The organism is Alteromonas sp. Mac1 (assembly GCF_001562125.1).
GTDB classification, from domain to species: domain Bacteria; phylum Pseudomonadota; class Gammaproteobacteria; order Enterobacterales; family Alteromonadaceae; genus Alteromonas; species Alteromonas stellipolaris.
Genome location: NZ_CP013932.1, coordinates 273,707 through 294,368, shown reverse-complemented (window position 1 = coordinate 294,368; position 20,662 = coordinate 273,707). Strand labels below are relative to the sequence as shown.

Annotated in this window: 15 protein-coding genes; 7 read left to right on the top strand and 8 right to left on the bottom strand. The window is 44.1% G+C overall.

What is annotated here, in order from left to right:
• The first annotated feature begins 1 nt into the window (after nt 1).
• The 5 genes from AV939_RS01225 to AV939_RS01205 all read left to right on the top strand — a co-directional run bounded on the left by AV939_RS01225 (nt 2) and on the right by AV939_RS01205 (nt 6,665).
• The gene (locus AV939_RS01225) at nt 2-3,148 is read left to right on the top strand and encodes an efflux RND transporter permease subunit (protein WP_057794657.1); all 3,147 of its coding nucleotides are present in this window, start codon (nt 2-4) and stop codon (nt 3,146-3,148) included.
• A gap of 8 nt (nt 3,149-3,156) precedes the next feature.
• Nucleotides 3,157-3,963: a thioesterase II family protein gene (locus AV939_RS01220; RefSeq protein WP_082604988.1), complete on the top strand. Its 807-nt coding sequence runs from the start codon at nt 3,157-3,159 to the stop codon at nt 3,961-3,963.
• Entirely contained in the window at nt 3,964-4,716 is a 753-nt protein-coding gene (locus tag AV939_RS01215; RefSeq protein WP_082604989.1) for a 4'-phosphopantetheinyl transferase family protein, read from the top strand.
• 333 nt (nt 4,717-5,049) lie between these two features.
• Nucleotides 5,050-5,892, top strand: coding sequence for a HEAT repeat domain-containing protein (locus tag AV939_RS01210; RefSeq protein ID WP_057794663.1), 843 nt, complete (start codon nt 5,050-5,052; stop codon nt 5,890-5,892).
• A 2-nt stretch (nt 5,893-5,894) separates the two neighbouring features.
• Nucleotides 5,895-6,665 carry a hypothetical protein gene (locus tag AV939_RS01205; protein WP_057794665.1) on the top strand — a complete coding sequence of 257 codons (771 nt, stop codon included), beginning with the start codon at nt 5,895-5,897 and terminating at the stop codon, nt 6,663-6,665.
• Between the two features lie 157 nt (nt 6,666-6,822).
• Here the strand turns inward: AV939_RS01205 and AV939_RS01200 are convergent, their stop codons facing one another.
• The 5 genes from AV939_RS01200 to AV939_RS01180 form a co-directional block, all read right to left on the bottom strand.
• Complete coding sequence (locus AV939_RS01200; RefSeq protein ID WP_057794667.1) at nt 6,823-7,410, bottom strand: single-stranded DNA-binding protein; 588 nt, start codon at nt 7,408-7,410, stop codon at nt 6,823-6,825.
• 298 nt (nt 7,411-7,708) lie between these two features.
• Nucleotides 7,709-9,271 (bottom strand): sodium/sugar symporter, encoded by a 1,563-nt coding sequence (locus tag AV939_RS01195; protein ID WP_057794670.1) that lies wholly within the window; start codon nt 9,269-9,271, stop codon nt 7,709-7,711.
• 270 nt (nt 9,272-9,541) lie between these two features.
• Nucleotides 9,542-10,681, bottom strand: a complete 1,140-nt coding sequence (gene galK, locus AV939_RS01190; RefSeq protein ID WP_057794672.1) for a galactokinase — start codon at nt 10,679-10,681, stop codon at nt 9,542-9,544.
• Entirely contained in the window at nt 10,674-11,729 is a 1,056-nt protein-coding gene (locus tag AV939_RS01185; RefSeq protein WP_057794675.1) for a UDP-glucose--hexose-1-phosphate uridylyltransferase, read from the bottom strand. Before AV939_RS01185 ends, galK begins: the two co-directional genes overlap by 8 nt.
• A 202-nt stretch (nt 11,730-11,931) precedes the next feature.
• Nucleotides 11,932-12,948, bottom strand: coding sequence for an aldose epimerase family protein (locus AV939_RS01180; protein ID WP_057794677.1), 1,017 nt, complete (start codon nt 12,946-12,948; stop codon nt 11,932-11,934).
• Between the two features lie 284 nt (nt 12,949-13,232).
• On the opposite strand from AV939_RS01180, the gene AV939_RS01175 reads away from it, so the two are divergent.
• Nucleotides 13,233-14,234: a substrate-binding domain-containing protein gene (locus AV939_RS01175; RefSeq protein WP_057794679.1), complete on the top strand. Its 1,002-nt coding sequence runs from the start codon at nt 13,233-13,235 to the stop codon at nt 14,232-14,234.
• 371 nt (nt 14,235-14,605) lie between these two features.
• Here the strand turns inward: AV939_RS01175 and AV939_RS01170 are convergent, their stop codons facing one another.
• The 3 genes from AV939_RS01170 to AV939_RS01160 are packed head-to-tail and all read right to left on the bottom strand — an operon-like array spanning nt 14,606 to nt 17,484.
• A complete protein-coding gene (locus AV939_RS01170) occupies nt 14,606-15,466 on the bottom strand; it encodes an alpha/beta hydrolase (protein ID WP_057794681.1) in 861 nt (286 codons plus the stop codon).
• A 29-nt stretch (nt 15,467-15,495) separates the two neighbouring features.
• Nucleotides 15,496-16,089 carry an HAD family hydrolase gene (locus tag AV939_RS01165; protein ID WP_057794683.1) on the bottom strand — a complete coding sequence of 198 codons (594 nt, stop codon included), beginning with the start codon at nt 16,087-16,089 and terminating at the stop codon, nt 15,496-15,498.
• 54 nt (nt 16,090-16,143) lie between these two features.
• Nucleotides 16,144-17,484 (bottom strand): MFS transporter, encoded by a 1,341-nt coding sequence (locus tag AV939_RS01160; protein ID WP_057794686.1) that lies wholly within the window; start codon nt 17,482-17,484, stop codon nt 16,144-16,146.
• 199 nt (nt 17,485-17,683) lie between these two features.
• Here AV939_RS01160 and uvrA point away from each other — a divergent pair, with 199 nt between their 5' ends.
• Nucleotides 17,684-20,518, top strand: a complete 2,835-nt coding sequence (uvrA, locus tag AV939_RS01155) for an excinuclease ABC subunit UvrA (protein ID WP_057794687.1) — start codon at nt 17,684-17,686, stop codon at nt 20,516-20,518.
• Nucleotides 20,519-20,662 lie beyond the last annotated feature (144 nt).

Below are 20,662 nucleotides of genomic sequence, written 5' to 3'. Positions count from 1 at the left end.
AATGATGGCTTTCCAATCGAACAACAATCACACTGGCCTCATCGCCTATTTTGCCAAGAACCCAGTTGCGGCTAACCTTTTGATGACATTCATTGTGTTGATTGGTTTGCTTAGTTATCTAACCGTCAAACAGCAGCTATTCCCCTCTCAAAGCCCAGACAGCATTAGAGTGTCGGCAACATTACCCGGTGCGTCTGCAAAAGAAGTTGAAGAGTTGTTTATTATAAAAGTCGAAGCTACCTTGAAAGGTATTCCTGAAATTGAAAATGTTATTTCGAATGCGAGTCGAGGACAAGGAAGACTCACACTGCGGCTGGCGAATAAATCAAACCAATCGCGGGCGTTAGAACAGGTCAAAACTCAGGTCGCCAGTATTGAGACATTCCCTATAAGCATGAGTCCACCTCTGGTAACACTGGACAATGCGGCAAAAAACGTGATGGAAATCTCTTTGGTTGGCGATATCGCGCCCAGTCAGCTAAAGCTGGCCGGTCAAAAGATAAAAGACGAATTACTTCTGTTAGACCAGGTCTCTTTGGTTGAACTATTAGCACCGAAAGACGAGATTGCGATAGAAATTTCTCCCGATAAACTCAGGGCGTTTAACCTGACCATCCACGACGTATCTGCATCAATATCTAACCATTCACTTACACAATCGGCTGGAATGATAACGTCTGACCAAGGAAACATTGCGATTCGAGCTGACAAGCAAGCACTATCAATGGAAGACTTTGCTTCGATTCCGGTTAAGTACGGTAATGATAGCGGGAAAGTCTTGCTGGGAGAGATTGCCCACATAGCCCGCAATTATGTAGATGGCGAAAGCTACCTTACTTTTTCAGGTAGAAATGCGGTTTCTCTGATTGTTAATGCTACTGAAGAGCAGAGCATTGTGGATGTCGCGAGCTCAGTGAAGCAATACATTATCCAGAAAAACCTTACACTTCCGCCAGGGATGATGTTGGAAACGCTTGTTGACTACACTTACTATCTTGATGCACGCCTGCAGATGATGATTTCTAACTTACTGCAAGGTGCATGTCTAATTGCACTGCTTTTAACGATATTCCTTAGGTTCCGACTTGCCATGTGGGTAATGGCCGGGCTGCCTATTTGCTTTTTCGGTGCGGTAATGTTGATGCCGCTATTTGGACTAAGTATCAACATTATTTCACTCTTTGCCTTTATTATGGTGCTTGGAATTGTTGTTGATGATGCCATCGTTACGGCAGAGAGCGTTTATACTGAGGTCGAAGCGAAAGGTAGCCGCATCGACAACGTCATCGCGGGCGTCAAAAAAGTCGCTACACCTGCTACATTTGGCGTAATAACGACCATGGCTGTATTCTTTCCGTTTGTATTTTCTAGTGGGCCTGACAGCGCCACATTCTTCACTATCGCGATGGTAGCCATTCTGTGTCTGGTGTTTAGCTTGGTTGAGTCAAAGCTCATCTTGCCCGCACATTTATCAACGCTCACTCTGGGGACTCAGAATCAATCACGATGGCGAGCTAGGTTTAATGGCTACCTCAACCACTTTATTAAAGGTCCTTATCAGGCATTACTGCAAAAATGTATTCACAATGCCTGGTTGACCCTGACCGCATTCATTGCCGTGTTTGTAGTAACACTATCGTTGGTAACGTCAAACCGAGTCCAGTTTGTTGCGAACCCAAGTGTTCCGCATGACTTTCCGATGATAAGCATACAAATGACCAACGACAGCTCAGTTGAGCGAACTATTGAGACGCTTAAAAAAGTGGAACGCGTAGTTCGTGGTGTTGATGCACAAACCCAACAGGAATTCGGAAAAAAAATGGTTCGCGATATTCTGGCACTAAGTGATGGCAGAACCGCGTCAAGGCTAATCATTCCTCTCGTGAACGATGACTCACGACCATACGATACGTTCGAGCTATCAAGACGTTGGCGCGAAGCCATTCCCACCCTACCTGGCGTTAAAGCTATCTCGATCAAGGATGATTTAAATGGCTCAGATAGTGGCGGAGACTTCGGCTATCGATTGTATGGAGCCGATATAGCGCAACTTCGCACTGCAGCATCAACACTTGTCAACGAACTAAGAGAACAGAATGGGCTGGTTGATATTAACTCGTCGGTGGATATGGCCAGTAAAGAAATACAACTGAGCCTTAAACCTGTTGCTTATGATATGGGGTTAACACTAAAAGATGTTGCTACTCAAGTTGGCTTTGGCTTCTATGGAAGTGAAGCGCAACGAGTAATGAACGGGAACGAGGAAGTCCGAGTCTTAGTTCGCTATCCCTCGAATATCAGAAGAGAAGTAGCATCTCTGCAATATGCGCGTGTAACCTCGCCCTCTGGTCAGGAAGTCATGCTTGGCGATATTGCGGCCCTGTCCCTTGTTCCTGGAGCAAGCACAATCCGCAGAGAAGAAGGTGTAAGAAACGTCTATGTATGGGGTTCAGTTGATGCTTCAGTTGTATCGCCTCACCACGCTGTTACAGTCATTAAGTCAGCTATTTTACCAATGATTATGCAAAAGTTTCCTGGCGTATCCACAGAGCTTGGCGGTGACATTCAGGAACAAAATAGCCAGATGAGTGAGCAACTGCTGTTCTTGTGTATCGGTGTTATTGGTATTTACATTATGCTGGCCGTTCCGCTTAAGTCCTATGTCCAGCCTCTACTGGTGTTAATCGCAATACCACTGAGTTATACCGGCGCTGTGTTAGGGCATTATCTATTTTCGATACCGCTAAGCACAATGTCCGTGTTTGGTCTGGTCGCCGCTGCAGGTGTCGTAATCAATGACTCTCTGGTAATGATTGATTACATTAATAACGCTAAAGCGCGTGGAATAGCCGGCGTCCAGGCAATAATGGAGGCTGGGCGCGTGCGTTTTCGCCCCATATTGATCACGTCACTCACCACGTTTGCAGGCGTACTCCCTTTGATGTTCGAAACTAGCTTACAAGCAAAGCTTATAGTTCCAATGGCTGTGTCACTTGGCTGGTCAGTGCTCTTCGCGACATTAATAAGCCTGTTGCTGCTACCAGCGCTCTTTGTCATCTACACGCGGGGAATACAGCTACAGCTTATAAATCGTTCTCAACTGAGTAAGTTTCGATTGAAAAAAACTACTCAAAAACCTCAGCAGTGAAGAGTGCAATGATGAACATGAAAAATAGTTTACTCAAATCGACTGAACCGCGACTTTTGAAACCCGTTGTGGAAAATGCGTCAGCCCCATATCAATTGATATGCTTCCCGTGTGCAGGAGGCAATGCATCCATGTTTCAAAGCTGGGCTGACTTTTTGGGTGCGGACATCGAATTGCTAGGGCTACATGCACCGGGCAGAGGGGCGCGCTTTGCTGAGCCCGCTTTCGATAATATGGACGCTCTGGTAAATTGTCTACTAGATGAGGCAGACGTTTTAGAGCGCAAGCCTTACATTTTATTAGGACACAGTTTAGGCGCCAGAGTCGCCTACGAGTTTGCAAAACGTGCTACGCAACTTGGTTATCCTGCTCCCTTGCATTTTATTGCGTCTGGCAGCAGAGCGCCTAATGGACCTAAAGTATCCTCTCCTACACACTCGCTGCCCTCTTCAGAGTTTATGAATACTATTCTAGAAATGGGGGGGATACCTGATGAGGTGAGGGAGAGTCAAGAAATGCTTCACCTACTGGAACCTACCTTTCGGGCGGATTTCAAAATAGCAGAACAATACACTAGCACAGCTATTCCTCTAGACTGCCCGATAACTGCGATATGTGGCGACGAAGATTATAAAGTGCCCGAAGGGCTGGTTAAAAAGTGGGGATCATTTACAACGTCCTCATGGTGCGTAAGGTGTTTTTCTGGCGGACACTTTTTTATCAACCAAAACCCTCATGTAATACCTGAAATCAGCCGTTTAATTGTTCGGTGTTTTGCGTTGTTCACTAAACCCAAAATGGACATGGTGAGTTAAATGAATAGCCTCGCGCTAACATCTAAACAGTCGGCTCTCACACGGTTTGTCTCAAAGCAAACAACGCGTTTCCTTGATAGCACGAACATATGTTTGAGTGTATGTCATTTTGTGCCACACCATTTCCATCCAAATTATTTTGAAGCGCTGAATATAGAAAAACCAGTGGAATTAAACAGCGCAGTTTACAAACGGCAAGCTGAATTTCTGGCTGGACGGTATGCAGCACAGCAAGCCTTGAAACATATAAACGTGCCAGACAAGCAAGTGGGTCGGAGTATTGAACGCGCACCAGTTTGGCCGCCTGGAACGATTGGGTCAATTTCGCACAGTGACTCAATAGCAATATGTATTTCTTCAATACGACAAAAGCACATTGCACTGGGCGTAGACATAGAACCTATCATGTCTTTAGGCGTAGCAAACGATGTGCATCGTTTGGTCATGTCTAACAATGAACGCAAATATTTTAATACGCTTGCGATGAATGAAAGCGAAGCCGTTACATTTGTTTACTCCGCAAAAGAGAGCTTGTTCAAAGCTATTTTTCAGTTTATTCCGCAATATTTAGATTTTAGCGCATCGGAAATCGTGCATGTAGATGAACGCAACGCACATTTCAACATCGTTATTCCGTATTTACTGGGAAAAAATACGCCAACCGATGGTGTTTTCCATGGTTCCTACACTAAATATAACAACCATTACATCACGCTAATAAAAATTAAGGCAAAGGGAGAGAAAACAACATAAAAACCAAAGAGAATTTAACCAGAATAAAAAAATCAACATTATTAGAAAAGTTTAATTAGTAATTTTAAATCTATACCAAATAGAGGAATTAACAATGAAAATTGCAAAGCTGAAAAATATAGTACAAGCAGCCGACAAGGGAGCCCTTACAAATAATACACCATGTTTCGTCGTGTTTATCGGCAGACATGGTTCTGCTAGCTAAGTATTGACTGCCTTCAAATAAATATCATCACACACTCGCTGTAGGATGCTTTTCGCAGTGCAAATTAATCCTATGTATGTGGTGATATTCACTGTCTGTAGTTTAAGTCTAGCAAAGAGGAGAACTTCTTGTTTTTAATTCAAGAGAATAGTAACCACCCGATTAACGATATTGTGTCGTCACCACCTGATGAATCTGCTTCGCGGACGAAAATTGAGAGGTTATTACAAACGGGAGAACTCTCTCAGTTGGTCAATGAAAACCTCCCTGATATTCTACTGCGTAATAATTCAGCGTCGCTATCGAGCGAATCAATCAACGAGGAAACTACATCGCTAACATGGCGTATAGCCAAAAGTGATGTGGCAAATTTTGTGATTAAGATCCTTAAGGGTTCGCCTCACAACGCAAATGAACCTCATTTTTTGACGCCGAACGATATGTTCATTTTTTTTCATGGCGATGGAGTATGTGAAGCCATTATTTATGAATTTGAAGCCGTCGAAAACGACAACAACTTCGAGGCACAAAGAAAAATTCAGAAATGCGAGAAAGTCACCTTCCGAAACGGACACAGCGTTATGCTTCACGCTGGTGACACTGGAATGCAAATATTAAAGATTGATAAATTAGCGATGTTTGAAGTGAGTGCACTTAAACATAGTGACATTGTGTGGAATTTCGATCCAAAGTCTAAAACCATGCTTTATCCCTCCGCGGCCGACGTAGGTAGCTCTAGACTGGAAAGCGCCATGAATGCACTTAAATCGATTGGCGATGCGAATTCGATTCCTATCATTGCGAAAATCGCTCGGAATCATCATCAACATTTTTTACGCTGGTCAGCCATCGAAACCATGGCGTTTCTTAGTCCAGAGCACGCTGAAGAGCTTTTGAAAGATGCTTTGAACGACCCGCACCATGAAATTCGCCTGGCGGCTCATGAATCACTAACTATGAATGGTATATAAAGATGGCAAAGATATATCAGCAGCCGATCAATGAAAGTATTGAATTAGATGAGTTAATTGATTTATTGCGATCATTTGATACAAAAATTTTTGATGACAATCATATTGAAGAATCAATCCTTGCCCTGAAAAAGCTTTACAATAATCGACGATTCTTAACCTTGCATCTCAACTCACTGCTCAAAGATTTCACAAAGGAAGACAAGAATTTCTATACATTTCAGGTTTTCATGATTGCGCAAGAGAAATATTTTAATGTAAGAGCACCAATTTGGATGCCAGCGTCGGGGTTGGCGTCAGACAAAGCGTTTATTTACGATATTCCGCACGACCATAACTTTAACCTCATCACCCTGGGTTACCTAGGTGATGGTTATAAAACTGATATTTATCAATATGATGTAAACTCTATTGAAGGTATATCGGGAGAGAGCGTACCGATTTATGGTCATGAACAGTATCAGCTCAAACCTGGCAACGTGTTGCACATGGGGATAAATTCTGACATTCATACACAAATCCCACCCAATGATCTGAGTATTTCAGTCAACATTATGCAAACCAAGACGTTATCAGATAAGCAATTTATTTTTGATATAAAAAATAATCGCATTTTAAGAAAGATTAATGGCGAAAGAGATCAGGCATTACTTGACCTTGCAGAGACGCTGGGCGATGAGAACACGACAGATATCATCGAACACTTAAAATCAAAGCAAATCTTACGCCCATCCCAAGAACGATTAACCCGACAGTCGCCCAGTGTGTTATAACGGTCAGCATCGCTTCAACACTCCGCTTTGTCTGAGCAAATGTATTTTGATGCGTTCTCGACAAAATCAATCATAATATCTAATAAATTTTCTTAAAAAAACCCTGTATTAACAGGGCTTTTCATGAAAATTTCTTTACACTGTAAAGGTTGGAAGACTAGAACGGAATATCGTCATCAAAATCAAAGTCCGGCTCAGCCATTGGAGGCTGCTTAGGCTGTGACTGACCACCGCCTTGGTTAGGCGCTTGTTGTTGATAACCGCCTTGATTTTGACCACCTTGGCTCTGGCCGCCTTGCTGCTGATAACCGCCTTGGCTTTGACCACCTTGTTGCTGATACCCACCTTGCTGGTTGTTCTGAGGGCGTTGATAACCGCCACCCGCATTACCACCACCACCTTCGCCACCGCGACCACCAAGCATTTGCATTTGGTCTACAATGATTTCTGTGGTGTAACGGTCTTGGCCTGACTGATCTTGCCACTTACGCGTTTGCAATTTACCTTCAACGTAAATTTGAGAACCCTTCTTCAGGTATTCTCCGGCAATTTCTGCTAAGCGACGGTACATAGTAAGGCGGTGCCACTCAGTGCGTTCCTGCATTTGGCCTTGCGGATCTTTCCAGCTTTCGCTGGTAGCCAAGCTTAGGTTCGCAACGGCGTTACCGTTAGGCATGTATCGTACTTCAGGATCATTACCTAGATTTCCCACAAGTATGACCTTGTTAACGCCTTTCGTTGCCATTGGTGTCTCCTGTAACGTATTTAGTGCCTTGCTGATCTATCACTTTGTGACAACAACAAGTGCGAAAGTTTCATCGATATTAGCCGATTAGTATATCTTATTTTGAACGGGAGAAATTAAGTTTTTTCTTTCCCACTCGCTTTCAAATTTGAACGCTATCAAAATATTCATAGCTTGTCGGCTGAACTTTCGCATGGTTTTATTGGGCGCTTGATAGATTAAGCGCCCAAACCATTACCAGTTACTTTCTACCTCCAGTGGCTTTTTACCGCCAGCAGCGCTTTACCAGCAGCAGTCTTTACCACCAAGCGCCGTAGAAGGCGATAAGCAAACACACTACGGCGAAGGCTGCAATATTAAACCCTTTCGTTGTGGCGAATTCGACCTCATCTAAATCTACCGCATTTTCATGTACACCTTTTTTCTCGGCAAGCGACACGATGATTGCCACAGAAACACAAAGTAAGAACACGATACCAACACGGTCAATAAACGGCAGTTCAGGCCAGAATTGACGGAATACTATACTAAGAACAAACGAACCTAATGCCGCGCACAGTCCACCGGTCGCGGTGGTTTTCTTCCAGAACATACCCAATACAAACAAGGCGCAAATACCTGGCGTAAAGAAGCCTGTAAATTCTTGTATATATTGAAAGGCTTGATCGAAATTACCCAATAATGGTTTTGCGGTAATCATGGCAATAATAAGTGATACAAAGCTAACAATTCGGCCTACCTTCACATAGTGATGTTGGCTTTCATTTGGGCGTTTATCTTTGTATAAATCCATAGTGAAAATGGTCGATACACTGTTGGTCATCGAAGCTAACGACGATACTATCGCTGCTACTAACGCGGCAAAAATAATCCCTTTCAACCCTACTGGCATCATGCTCATTAGTGATGGGTAGGCTTGATCAGGCTTTGAAAGCTCCGGCACTAATAGCACTGCCGCAATGCCTGGTAACACCACAATCAATGGCATTAACAGTTTAAGGAATGCCGCAAACGCAATCCCTTTTTGGGCTTCTTGTAGGCTTTTCGCCGCCAGTGTGCGCTGAATAATGTATTGGTTAAAGCCCCAGTACGACAGGTTCATTATCCACATACCACCAATGAGGACTGAAATGCCCGGCAAGTCCATATAATGCGGATTATCTTTCGATAAAATCATATCGAATTTTTCAGGTAGCTGGTTACTTAGGTCAATAAAACCTTGAATAGGGCCATTACCACCACTGATTAAATTAAGCGCAGTATAGGATAAAAACAAGCCGCCGAATATCAACAGTACCACTTGAATAATGTCGGTGAGTGCCACGGCTTTTAGCCCGCCGTATAGCGAATAAGCTAGTGAGAAAGCACCTAGGAATATCATTCCGTAAACCATGTCCACACCAGCAATAGTGTTAATGGCCAAGGCACCTAACCACAATACCGCGGTTAAGTTTACAAATACGTAAACCCCTAACCAAAATACTGCCATGACTTTACGTACGCGATGGTCGTAACGCTGCTCTAAGAACTGCGGCATGGTATATATTTTGTGCTTTAAGAAAATGGGTAAAAAGTATTTTCCTACAATAATAAGTGTGATGGCTGCCATCCACTCATAAGAGGCAATAGCTAATCCCAGCTGGTAGCCAGAGCCTGACATACCAATGATCTGCTCTGCCGATATATTAGCAGCAATCAGCGATGCCCCTATTGCCCACCAAGGCAAGCTAGAGCCTGCTAAGAAGTAGTCGTTTGTATCTTTTTCGTGCCCCTGCTTTTCCCTTGATACCCACCATGCGATGCCGATAAGCGCCACCACATAGATCACAAACACTGTGATATCTAACGATGCTAATTTCATAGTTTTTCCCAACGATTATTTTAGTTTTGCGGTGCGAATTTTCTCGATGCAGGGTCGATGAAGGCTATTGGTATTATTATTAAAGTTAAAGTCCACACCATGACTTTCTTTATGACTTCGCCAAAAAGCGCATCATTAATATCACATTTCATTAACTTGGATGAACAAGAAATATAAATTTAAGGCAAAAAAAAGCGTTATCTTGAAATTCAAAACAACGCAAGGGGCACAAGTAATCGTTAACGGGGGGCTTGTGTATTACATGAAAAATTAAGCAAAGGCACCTTGAGTGGCTGTGCATACATAAATATCGGCTTTGTAGCCCGTCTCATCGAAGTACTTGTCGGCCACCACTTGCTTAACCGCAACCACTGAGTCGGTTGGAACTAACGCCACAACGCAGCCACCAAAACCGCCGCCAGTCATGCGAACGCCACCGGTTTGACCTAACACTTCGCCAATAATCTCTACAAGGTAGTCAATTGGCGGTACGGTAATTTCAAAGTCATCGCGCATAGAAACATGAGATTCAGCCATCGCCTCGCTCACCGTAGTGATATCACCTATCTTCAATGCTTCACTTGCACTTAATGTACGAGCGTTTTCAGTAATAATATGACGGGCACGGCGATAAACCACTTCAGGCATATGAGGCTTAGCGGTTTCGAGCATTTCAATAGTCGCTTCACGCAACGAAGGAACGCTTAATAACGATGCGCCTTGCTCACACTGTTCACGACGCAAATTGTATTCGCTGTCTACTAAGCCACGTTTTACATTTGAGTTAATGATCACAATTTGATGTGATGAAGGCAGTGGAGAATGTTCAATCGCCAGTGATTGGCAATCAAGCAACATTGCACTTCCTTCGTGACCCATGGCCGATACCAGTTGATCCATAATACCGCACGAACAACCCACAAAGGTGTTTTCAGCTTTCTGACCAAGTAAGGCCGCTTGAACACCGTCTAACGGTAATTCATATAATGCGCTAAGGGCTTTCAAAATAGCGATTTCAAAAGAAGCAGATGAGCTTAAACCCGCGCCTTGTGGCACGTTGCCTGTTACAACAAGATTAGCACCAGCAAAATCGGGTAAGGCATCTTTAAGGACTTTGACCACGCCACGCACATAGTTGGCCCAGCCTTGATTATCATCATACTGAATATCAGCCAATGAAAACTGGTTTTGTTGGTTTTCATAATCAAGGGCTGTCACAACAATGTCGTTGTCATCACGTTTTGATGCAGCAACCCAAGTACCAAAGTTAATGGCGGCTGGAAACACAAATCCTTCGTTGTAGTCGGTGTGCTCACCGATTAGGTTCACTCGACCTGGCGCGTGGGCAATAAGCGTAAGCTCTGTGCCGAAACAACGTGTAAATTCTGATGAAAGTAACTGGTTATCCATTGGTGTTCTCGCGTTTCTTATAATGCACTACAGGCAGTGCTTTTAATCGGTCTGCCGCTTGCTCGGGCGTAAGGTCGCGCTGAGCTTCAGCCATCATTTCGTAGCCAACCATAAATTTACGTACACTTGCTGAGCGTAGAAGTGGTGGGAAGAAATGGGCGTGTACAGTCCATTCTGGATGCGTTTCGTTATCGAACGGCGCACTATGCCAGCCCATCGAATACGGGAATGACGTTTCAAATAAGTTGTCGTAACGGCTGGTGATATCACCAATAATTTGTGCCAACGAGTACGCTTGAGCATCGGTTATTTTATCTAATGACTGTACGTCAAAGCGCGGAAGCAATAAGGTTTCGAAAGGCCAAGCAGCCCAGTATGGCACCACGACAACCCAATCATCATTTTGGCAAACTACGCGCTCCTGCTTTTCAACTTCTTGTTCGGCGTAATCAAGCAGCATTGGGCGCTGGTTTTCTGCGTAGTATTGACCAAGTTGAACTAGCTTTTTCGCTGGGTCTGAAGGTAAGTGCTGCTGCGCCCATACTTGACCGTGAGGATGTGGGTTTGAACACCCCATCGCTGACCCTTTGTTCTCAAACACTTGAACCCAAGTAAATTCTTTACCTAGCTCTTCGGTTTGTGCTTTCCAACAATTCACCACTTCAGTGCGTTCATCGTCGGTAAGTTCCGGCAACGTTTTGCTGTGATCTGGAGAGAAGCAGATAACACGGCTGCAACCTTGCTCGGTTTCAAACTGGAACAACCCACTCTTTTCGCTGGCTTGTTGGGTATCTTTTTTCAACGCTGCAAAGTCATTTTCAAAAACGAAAGTACCTGTGTAATGAGGGTTTACCTCACCGTTTACCCGAGTATTGCCTGGGCATAAATAGCAAGTGGGATCGTATGATGGCTTTTGCTCGTTCGAAGGCTCTTCAGATTGTCCTTGCCAAGGGCGCTTAGCGCGATGTGGCGACACTAAAACCCATTCACCTAGCAATGGGTTATAACGGCGATGTGGATCGTCAGTTGGGTCGAAGGGCTTTCCCATAATTTCTCTCACTATTTATTTGGCTTTCGTTGCAATTTTGCCACACCGTCACCAAATAAATTTTGTGTGAGTGGGTGTAATCAAACCAAAAAGGTTAAACGTTTACCCTCAATAATATAGTAAGGGCTCACGATTATCAATTATCGAATAAAGATAATACATTGTTAAATAAATTAACAATTCAAATGTACTATCTTTTCGTTTAATTCAGCGTAAATTGATACCGAATTTTAGCGCTAAAGGGTTTATCGGGAGAAATGATGCAATCAGGAAACTCTGGTTTATTCGGTGCATCGGGAAAGTGCTGGGGCTCTAAACATAATGCGCCAAGCTGACTGTCAGTTTCTAAGCTACCCGTATAGAATTGAATACCCGGTAAGTCGGTGTATAAATCCATTTGCAGATTTGTATCTTCAGCAAACACTTGTGCCTGAGGCTTTCCAGCTTCCACCTTATTTAATACAAAGTTATGATCGTATCCACCCACTAAATTATACAAGTCATGTGATTTTGCGCTGTTTTCGTTCACCCTGGTGAGTGCGCTAAAGTCGAAGGGCGTACCGGCTACTTCTATAAGTTTACCTGTTGGCAATAAAGTACTGTCTGCATCGGTAACCCGTTCAGCGTCAATTTGCACCAACGTGTTTTCCACTGTCTCATCTTTACTTAACGTAAAATATGCGTGCTGGGTAAGGCTGAAAGGGGTCGCTTTGTCTGTAGTAGCATTCAATGAGAGCGATAATGTATTAGAATCATCTAGGGTATAAACAGCCTCAACATTTACGTTGCCAGGAAAACCTCCCTCGCCGTCAGGACTAAATAAGCTTAGAGATAACGAAACACTATCTGCATGCGTTTCTGCCTTAGCTTTCCACATCTTTTTATGGAAACCTGGAATGCCGCCGTGCAAGTTATGTTCCCCCCCATTTTTATCGAGGTGATACTCAGTACCTTTCAAGGTGAACTTTCCATGCCCAATGCGGTTAGCGAAACGCCCTACTATTGCATTTCTGTAACTGGGATCGTCCACATAGCCATCTATGGTTGAATATGACTGCACGCAAGCATGAAGCTTACCTTGGTCATCTGGCACATTTAATTCGTGAATTATGCCGCCATAATTCAAAATTTTTGCCTGTATACCTTGTGAATTACTTAACGTGTAAAGGGTGACTTTATCACCATTAACGACACCAAAATCAGACGCTTCAACTTTCATAACAATGCATTAACCTTTTTTGCAAGAAATGAAGATTACCATTTTTTAATTAATAGGCTGGCACGACCTCAACAGCAAGGAGGGTATACGTTTTCTTATTCTGTTTATAGTGCTATTTGGTAGAACATTTTTATGTTTTTTTGTAAATATACTGTACGCTGTACGCCATAACAGAGGATAGTTGCAGCCAATATGCCTAAAGTGAGTGGCAGAAATGCTTACTGGCCTACCTAAACTGCGTGTCTTCACTTCTATAACCTAATAATAATTGCTAATTTTTCTGTATGGCTACGATTAAAGACATTGCTCAGGCTGCAGGTGTATCTCTTGCAACCGTTTCACGCGTTATAAATAACGGCCCAAAGGTTGGCAAAGATACCCGTCAGCGGGTAAAACTCATCATGGAAGAAATGGGTTATAGACCCAATGCTAATGCCAGAGCTTTAGTGACCAAGCGCAGTGCATCGCTAGGCGTAGTGTTAGCTGAACTTCACGACCCTTTCTTCGCAATGCTTGCCCATGGTGTTGAAACCGTTACTCGTAAGAATAACGTTCAAATTCTATTAAGTGCGGGCTCAATAGAAAAAGAAACCGAATTGCGTGCTATCGAAATTTTACTGGAACACCGCGTAGAAGCCATGGTGGTTCACAGTAAGGCGTTAGATGATAAAACCCTTATCGACTTTTCTAAGCAAGTGCCGGGCTTTGTGCTGATTAACCGCTTTATTCCCGAGATTGCTAATCGTTGCGTTTGGTTAGATAACGTCACCGGCGGGCGCTTGATGGCTGAACATGCTATCAATCAAGGTCATAAAAAACTGGCGGTAATAAGCAGCCAATACCGTATTGATGATCCTAATCACCGTTTAGAAGGCATAGTTAACGCTACCGAAGCAGCCAAGCTTACCTTACCTGAAAGCATGATTGAGTATGCGACGCCAGATCAAGAAGGCGGCGAATTGGCCATGCAGAACTTACTCGCTACTGGCGCTGAATTTACTGCGGTGCTTGCCTATAACGATGCTATGGCGTCTGGCGCAATGACCATGTTACAAGACCATGGTATCGCTGTACCCGAGCAAGTGTCGGTGATGGGCTATGATGATGTGCTGTTAGCCAAATATTGTCGCCCTAAATTGACCACCTTGCGTTACCCAATAGAAATGATGGCAGCAAAAGCGGCAGAACTTGCGCTGAAATACGCTGCTGGGGCAAAACCTGAAGAAGGTCTTACTTTTAAATATACGCCTACTATCGTTAAACGTGACTCGGTGGTAAGGGTCTAGCTCGCTATTTTCCTATCCTAGAGCGAGGCTTGGTACTTACCTTCATCGATAGGTAAAAATTATGAAGGTAAGTCGCTATCTGTTAGAAAATTTCATGGATGATAGATCTTGACAACTTACTGAGCTTGATCTGTTGACGAAAACTTTTATCCCCAATCCCCTGCTACTAGCGATCCTGATACTGCTAAAGATCTACTTATTGACCGATCTAAAATAAACTTGCTACAGCCCTTGATTTAGTTGAGTTAACGTGATCTGACCAGTTAGTCTAGGCAGATCACGATCTTATTTTAAATTTATACGATAAGGGAGTTACCAACAACTTGATCCACACTTTATCCACAGGCTAAAAAGTGTGATAAACCTTGATTCTACGGGCTTATATGGCTGATGAAACGTTGATATTCTTGTATAGCGAAATCGTGCTTGAGCGTTGCGTTATGGGTAGCACCCGGTACAACACTTATGTACTTCGCATCACTGGCTGCGGTCGCTAACAATTGCTTGCTGATTTCAAAAGGGGTGATAACGTCTTTCTCACCAACCAACAGCCACAAAGGGCCTTCATAATGTCGTAAAATAGGCGCTATTTGCATTAGGTGTACTTCAGGATGAAGTTTCATGCTGGTCAATGAATTGGAAAACCCAGGTACCATGTTAGCGATAAGGTCAGATATGTTGTTAAACGCTCCATCGAGCACTAGCCCGCCAATAGGTTTATTCGCCGCCACATAACTGGCAAAGTAACTGCCCACGCCTCTGCCATGCACAATAGTGGGTAACGACTTATCGAATATACCTTCAGCGTAATCAAAAATAGTCAATGCATCGGCTTTAATGGCGTTAATACTGAGCTTTTCAGATTTATCACTGGCACCCACACCTTGGTAATCCATCCAAAGAATATTCGCTGGAATCTTTCCTAAGCGATGCAGCACACTATTGTTTTCGCTCACTGGCATACGGTTATCGGCGTAAAAAACAATATTCACAACAGGCTCGGCATAAGACACAGCAACGCCTCTTAACGTTAGGCCTTGCTCATTATCAATTTCTACGCGAGTAATCCCCGCCGAAGTTTTATCTTGCTCAATGGCCGCATGTAGCTTCGTGGTTGTCAGGGGCTTTGTTTGTGTGTCTTGATGAAAAAAAGCACTTGGCGTCACATTAATTGCGCAGGCGGCTAAGCCTAATGACATAACCGCCACAGTAAATATTTTCGAGAATGTCATATCACAATCCTTGTTGACTAAGTGTTTGCTTACACCAATGAATTTACTATCTTACCGTCTTTTACCATAACACATGTCATTCCTGCACCTAACGCAGCTCGTTGACCCATTTCAGTATCTTCAAATACTACGCAATCTTCTGGCGCAACATTCATTGCTTCTGCAGCCATAAGGAAGGTTTCTGGGTGGGGTTTGCCATTTTTGACATCATCAGCCGTGACCAATGCTTTCAATTGCTCAATAATATTATGATGACTTAGTAACCACTCGGCATGGGGTCTGTCAGAGCCTGTGCCTACCGCAATAGGGTGGCTTTGTATGTAGTGATTAAATACGGCAAGGGTATCTGGAATTAACGTAGGGATATCGGGTAAATTTTCAGAAGTACGCTTTTTAAAACCAGCGACTTCTTCAGCATCATTTTGTTTGTTGTATTTGGCGTTCAACATCTCAACAGTCTCAAGTGTTGGCACGCCCCCTAAACTGTGGATGTAATCAGCATCAAATGGGTAGCCGAATACTTCACAGGTCACTTGCCACGCGTTGATATGTCTGCCCATTGAATCAACTAGGGTGCCATCCATATCAAAAATAATGCCTTTAAAAGACGATAAATCTATCACGGTCGCACTCCTTACGTTCGTTATTTCAGCCTATTTAAGCTTAGGTTTTGTTTACTAAGCGCTATCAATTACCGCCCTAGCTTGGGTAGCATCGAAGTCTCGGTTCACTTTTAAATATACCGTGCCATTTTGACTATTTAAAGTCACCTCTAAAACACCTGGAACCAAAGAAATATTTTTCTCTAACGCGTCTTCCTGATGCGAGTTAAAGCTACCGTTCATCATGACACGCTTAACGCGGCTTACTTCTTTTAGCCCATAAATAATATAGAGCCAAAGTAACGTACTTACCCCACCAATCATATAGGCGATATCAGGCGACCAAATATCGGTTACAAATCCAGATAACATGCCACCTAAAAAGGCGCCAAAGAATTGGAAGCTAGCGTAAATGCCCATGGCAGTGCCTTTTTGACCTGCCGGCGCAATACTGGAAACAAGAGAGGGAAAGTTGGCTTCTAAATAATTAAACCCAGTGAAAAAAAGCACGACAGCTGCAGTCGTTATCCACCAACTATGGTCTTTCATGGCAAGGGCTGCAAATGCACTGCCCATAAGTACCACGGCGAAAAGTAGATAGGATTTTGGTGTGCGGCCTCTGGCCATACCCATCATAATAACTAACCCCACCACCGAAATACCTAATACCGGTAAGTACACGGTCCAATGGCTATCAAGGGCCATATCAAAATGCAGTAAGGTTAAAGGTAGTTGCACGAACAACAGAGTGATAAGCATGTGCAAAATAAGCACGCTAACGTTTAAGCGCCAAAGCTGTGAAGAGAACACTAAGCGTTTAAGTTGACCCTTTTGAGGTAACGTATCGCCGCTGCTGAGTATTTCGCCATTAGGCACAACCCATTGCACCAACGGCATACAAACAATGGCTAACACACCGGTTATAGCGAAAATACCCGCCAAGCCCCAATTATTCGCAATGAGTGGCCCTAACAGCACTGCCATGTAAAAGGAAAAGCCAATTGCTATGCCGATAACTGCCAGTACTTTTGCCCGTTGGCTTTCACGGCTAACGTCGGTGGCTAATGCCATAATGGCCCCGGCGATGGCGCCTGCTCCTTGTAATATACGCCCTACAATCAGCCACGCCATAGTGTCGGCATTGGCCGCCACGAAACTCCCGAACGCAAATACAGCCAGTCCGAACAAAATAACGGGTTTTCGTCCCCATTTGTCAGACATCATACCCATTGGAATTTGCAAAGCAGCCTGTGTTAAACCGTATCCACCTACCGCTAGCCCCACCATTAAAGGTGAGTAGTCTGAATAATCCATAGCAGCGACGGCTAACACCGGCATCACCATAAATAATCCCAGCATGCGTAATACATAAACAGATGCTAGCGCTAGCGAGGCGCGCAATTCCAGAGCGTTCAAAGCTGTACCGTTCCTCTAAATCAATGTGGGCGCGAAGTGTAGCATATATTAGTAAGCTGCCTACGTTCGAAATATTCGATTAATGTAATCTTAAGTTGATCTCATTGATAGCCAATCAGTATAACTTGATCATGCAATGCAATATCAATTTGCTTGACGACTATGGCATACTGATTCTTTTTTTCGCACTTAGGCTTCAATGGATAAAATCGAGATACGCGGTGCTCGCACCCACAATTTGAAAAATATCGATTTAACACTGCCACGAGACAAGCTGGTAGTGATAACTGGGCTGTCAGGCTCAGGTAAATCGTCTTTAGCTTTCGATACCCTATACGCAGAAGGTCAACGTCGTTACGTTGAGTCGTTGTCTGCGTATGCCCGTCAGTTTTTATCTATGATGGAAAAACCTGATGTTGACCATATAGAGGGTTTGTCACCGGCTATATCCATTGAGCAAAAGTCAACGTCACACAACCCTCGTTCAACCGTGGGTACTATTACCGAAATTTACGACTACCTTCGTTTGATGTTTGCCCGTGTTGGCACGCCACGATGCCCAGATCACGATGTGCCGCTTGATGCGCAAACCGTGAGTCAGATGGTAGACAAGGTGCTGGCAATGCCAGAAGGCAGCAAGTTAATGCTGCTAGCACCTATCGTGAAAGAACGTAAAGGTGAACATTTAAAAACTCTGCAGAATTTGTCTGCCCAGGGTTTTATTCGTGCGCGAATAGACGGCGATGTATGTGACTTATCCGATCCACCGCCATTAGATTTACACAAAAAGCATACTATCGAAGTGGTAGTAGACCGCTTTAAAGTGCGCGATGACTTAGCGCTGCGCTTATCAGAATCTTTTGAAACCGCATTAGCGTTAGCTGGCGGCAATGCGCTTGTAGCCGACATGGACAACAGCGATGCTGAAGAAATTGTATTTTCAGCTAACTTCGCGTGCCCGCACTGTGGTTACAGTATTAGTGAATTAGAGCCTAGATTATTCTCGTTCAATAACCCTGCTGGGGCGTGCCCAACCTGTGATGGTTTAGGTACACGACAGTTCTTCGACCCAACACGTGTGGTGGGTAACGACGAGTTAAGCCTTGCAGGCGGCGCAGTGCGTGGCTGGGACAAACGCAGTTATTATTATTTTCAGATGCTGCAATCGGTTGCCGATCATTACGAATTCGACCTTACTGGCCCCTTCGGCGAGCTAGATGAAAAACACAAAGACATTGTGCTGTATGGCTCTAAAGGTAAGTCGTTAGCGTTTAAGTATATTAACGAACGCGGCGATGTAATGGAGCGTAAGCATCCGTTTGAAGGCATTATTCCAAATATGGAGCGCCGCTATCGGGAAACCGAGTCTAACGCGGTACGTGAAGAACTTGCTAAATACTTAAGCCAACAGCACTGTAGCAGCTGTAATGGTACACGCTTGCGCGTAGAAGCCCGTAATGTCTTTATTGAAGACACTACACTGCCTACCATTGCGGATAAATCTATTGCCGATGCCTACGAGTTTTTCGAAAACTTATCGTTAACAGGCCAAAAAGCCCAAATAGCGGAGAAAATTCTAAAAGAAATTCTCGATCGTTTACGCTTCTTGGTTAACGTTGGCTTGAACTACTTATCCCTTTCACGCAGTGCCGATACCCTCTCGGGCGGTGAAGCGCAGCGTATTCGCTTGGCGAGCCAAATTGGTGCTGGATTAGTAGGTGTAATGTACGTTCTTGATGAGCCTTCTATTGGGCTTCACCAACGTGACAACGAACGCTTATTGAAGACCCTTAGACACTTGCGTGATTTGGGTAACACGGTATTGGTGGTAGAGCACGACGAAGACGCCATTCGTGAAGCCGATTATATTGTAGATATTGGCCCTGGAGCCGGTGTACATGGCGGTGAAATTATTGCTGAAGGTCAGCTTGAAGATATTCTAGCAAGTGAAGACTCACTTACTGGAAAATACTTATCTGGCCGTGAAAAAATTATTATTCCTGAAGTTCGCACACCTATTAAAGATGATAAATGGTTGGAGCTAAAAGGGGCCACAGGCAACAACTTGAAGTCAGTAGACTTGCGAGTGCCTATGGGCGTGATGACCTGCGTAACCGGTGTATCTGGTTCAGGCAAATCTACCCTTATTAATGACACCTTTTATAAAATCGCCCACTGTGAATTAAACAAAGCTACTACCTCTGAGCCAGCGCCTTATATTTCGATGACGGGGTTAGATCAGCTTGATAAGGTGGTCGATATCGACCAGAGCCCTATTGGTAGAACACCGCGTTCAAACCCTGCAACTTACGCCGGAATTTTCACGCCTATTCGTGAAATATTCGCCGGTACACAGGAAGCACGTTCTCGCGGTTATAAACCAGGTCGCTTTAGCTTTAACGTGAAAGGCGGTCGCTGTGAAGCGTGTCAGGGCGACGGTGTAATTAAAGTAGAAATGCACTTCTTACCCGATGTATACGTGCCGTGTGACGTCTGCCAAGGCAAGCGCTACAACCGCGAAACCTTGGAAGTGAAATACAAAGACAAGAACATTCACGAAGTGCTAGAGATGACGGTAGAAGATGCTCGAGATTTCTTCGATCCCATTCCTGCCATTGCCCGTAAACTGCAAACGCTGAAAGAAGTAGGCTTGGCTTATATTCGTTTGGGCCAAGCAGCCACTACCTTATCGGGCGGTGAAGCACAGCGGGTAAAATTAGCCAAAGAACTGTCGAAACGTGATACCGGCCAAACCCTGTATATTTTGGATGAGCCCACCACAGGGCTGCATTTCCACGATATTAAACAGTTACTAGCCGTACTGCACCGACTCCGTGACCATGGCAACACAGTGGTGGTTATCGAACACAATCTTGATGTGGTCAAAACTGCCGACTGGATCATCGACTTAGGCCCTGAAGGTGGCTCAGGCGGTGGTCAAATTATTGCTGAAGGTACGCCAGAAGTAGTGGCTGAATCTAAGGTTTCTCATACCGGCCGATTCTTAAAGCCAATGCTTGAAGCACAAGCTTAAGCTCCTAAGCTTCAAAGGCTTGGCTTTTAAGGTTTGGCTTTTAAGGCCTGGTATTTAAGGCTTAGAATCAAGAAAAAAAACGCGCCTTTCGGCGCGTTTTTCTTTTTCGCACTGTTAAATACTTCAGCGCTTGATTAGCTTAGC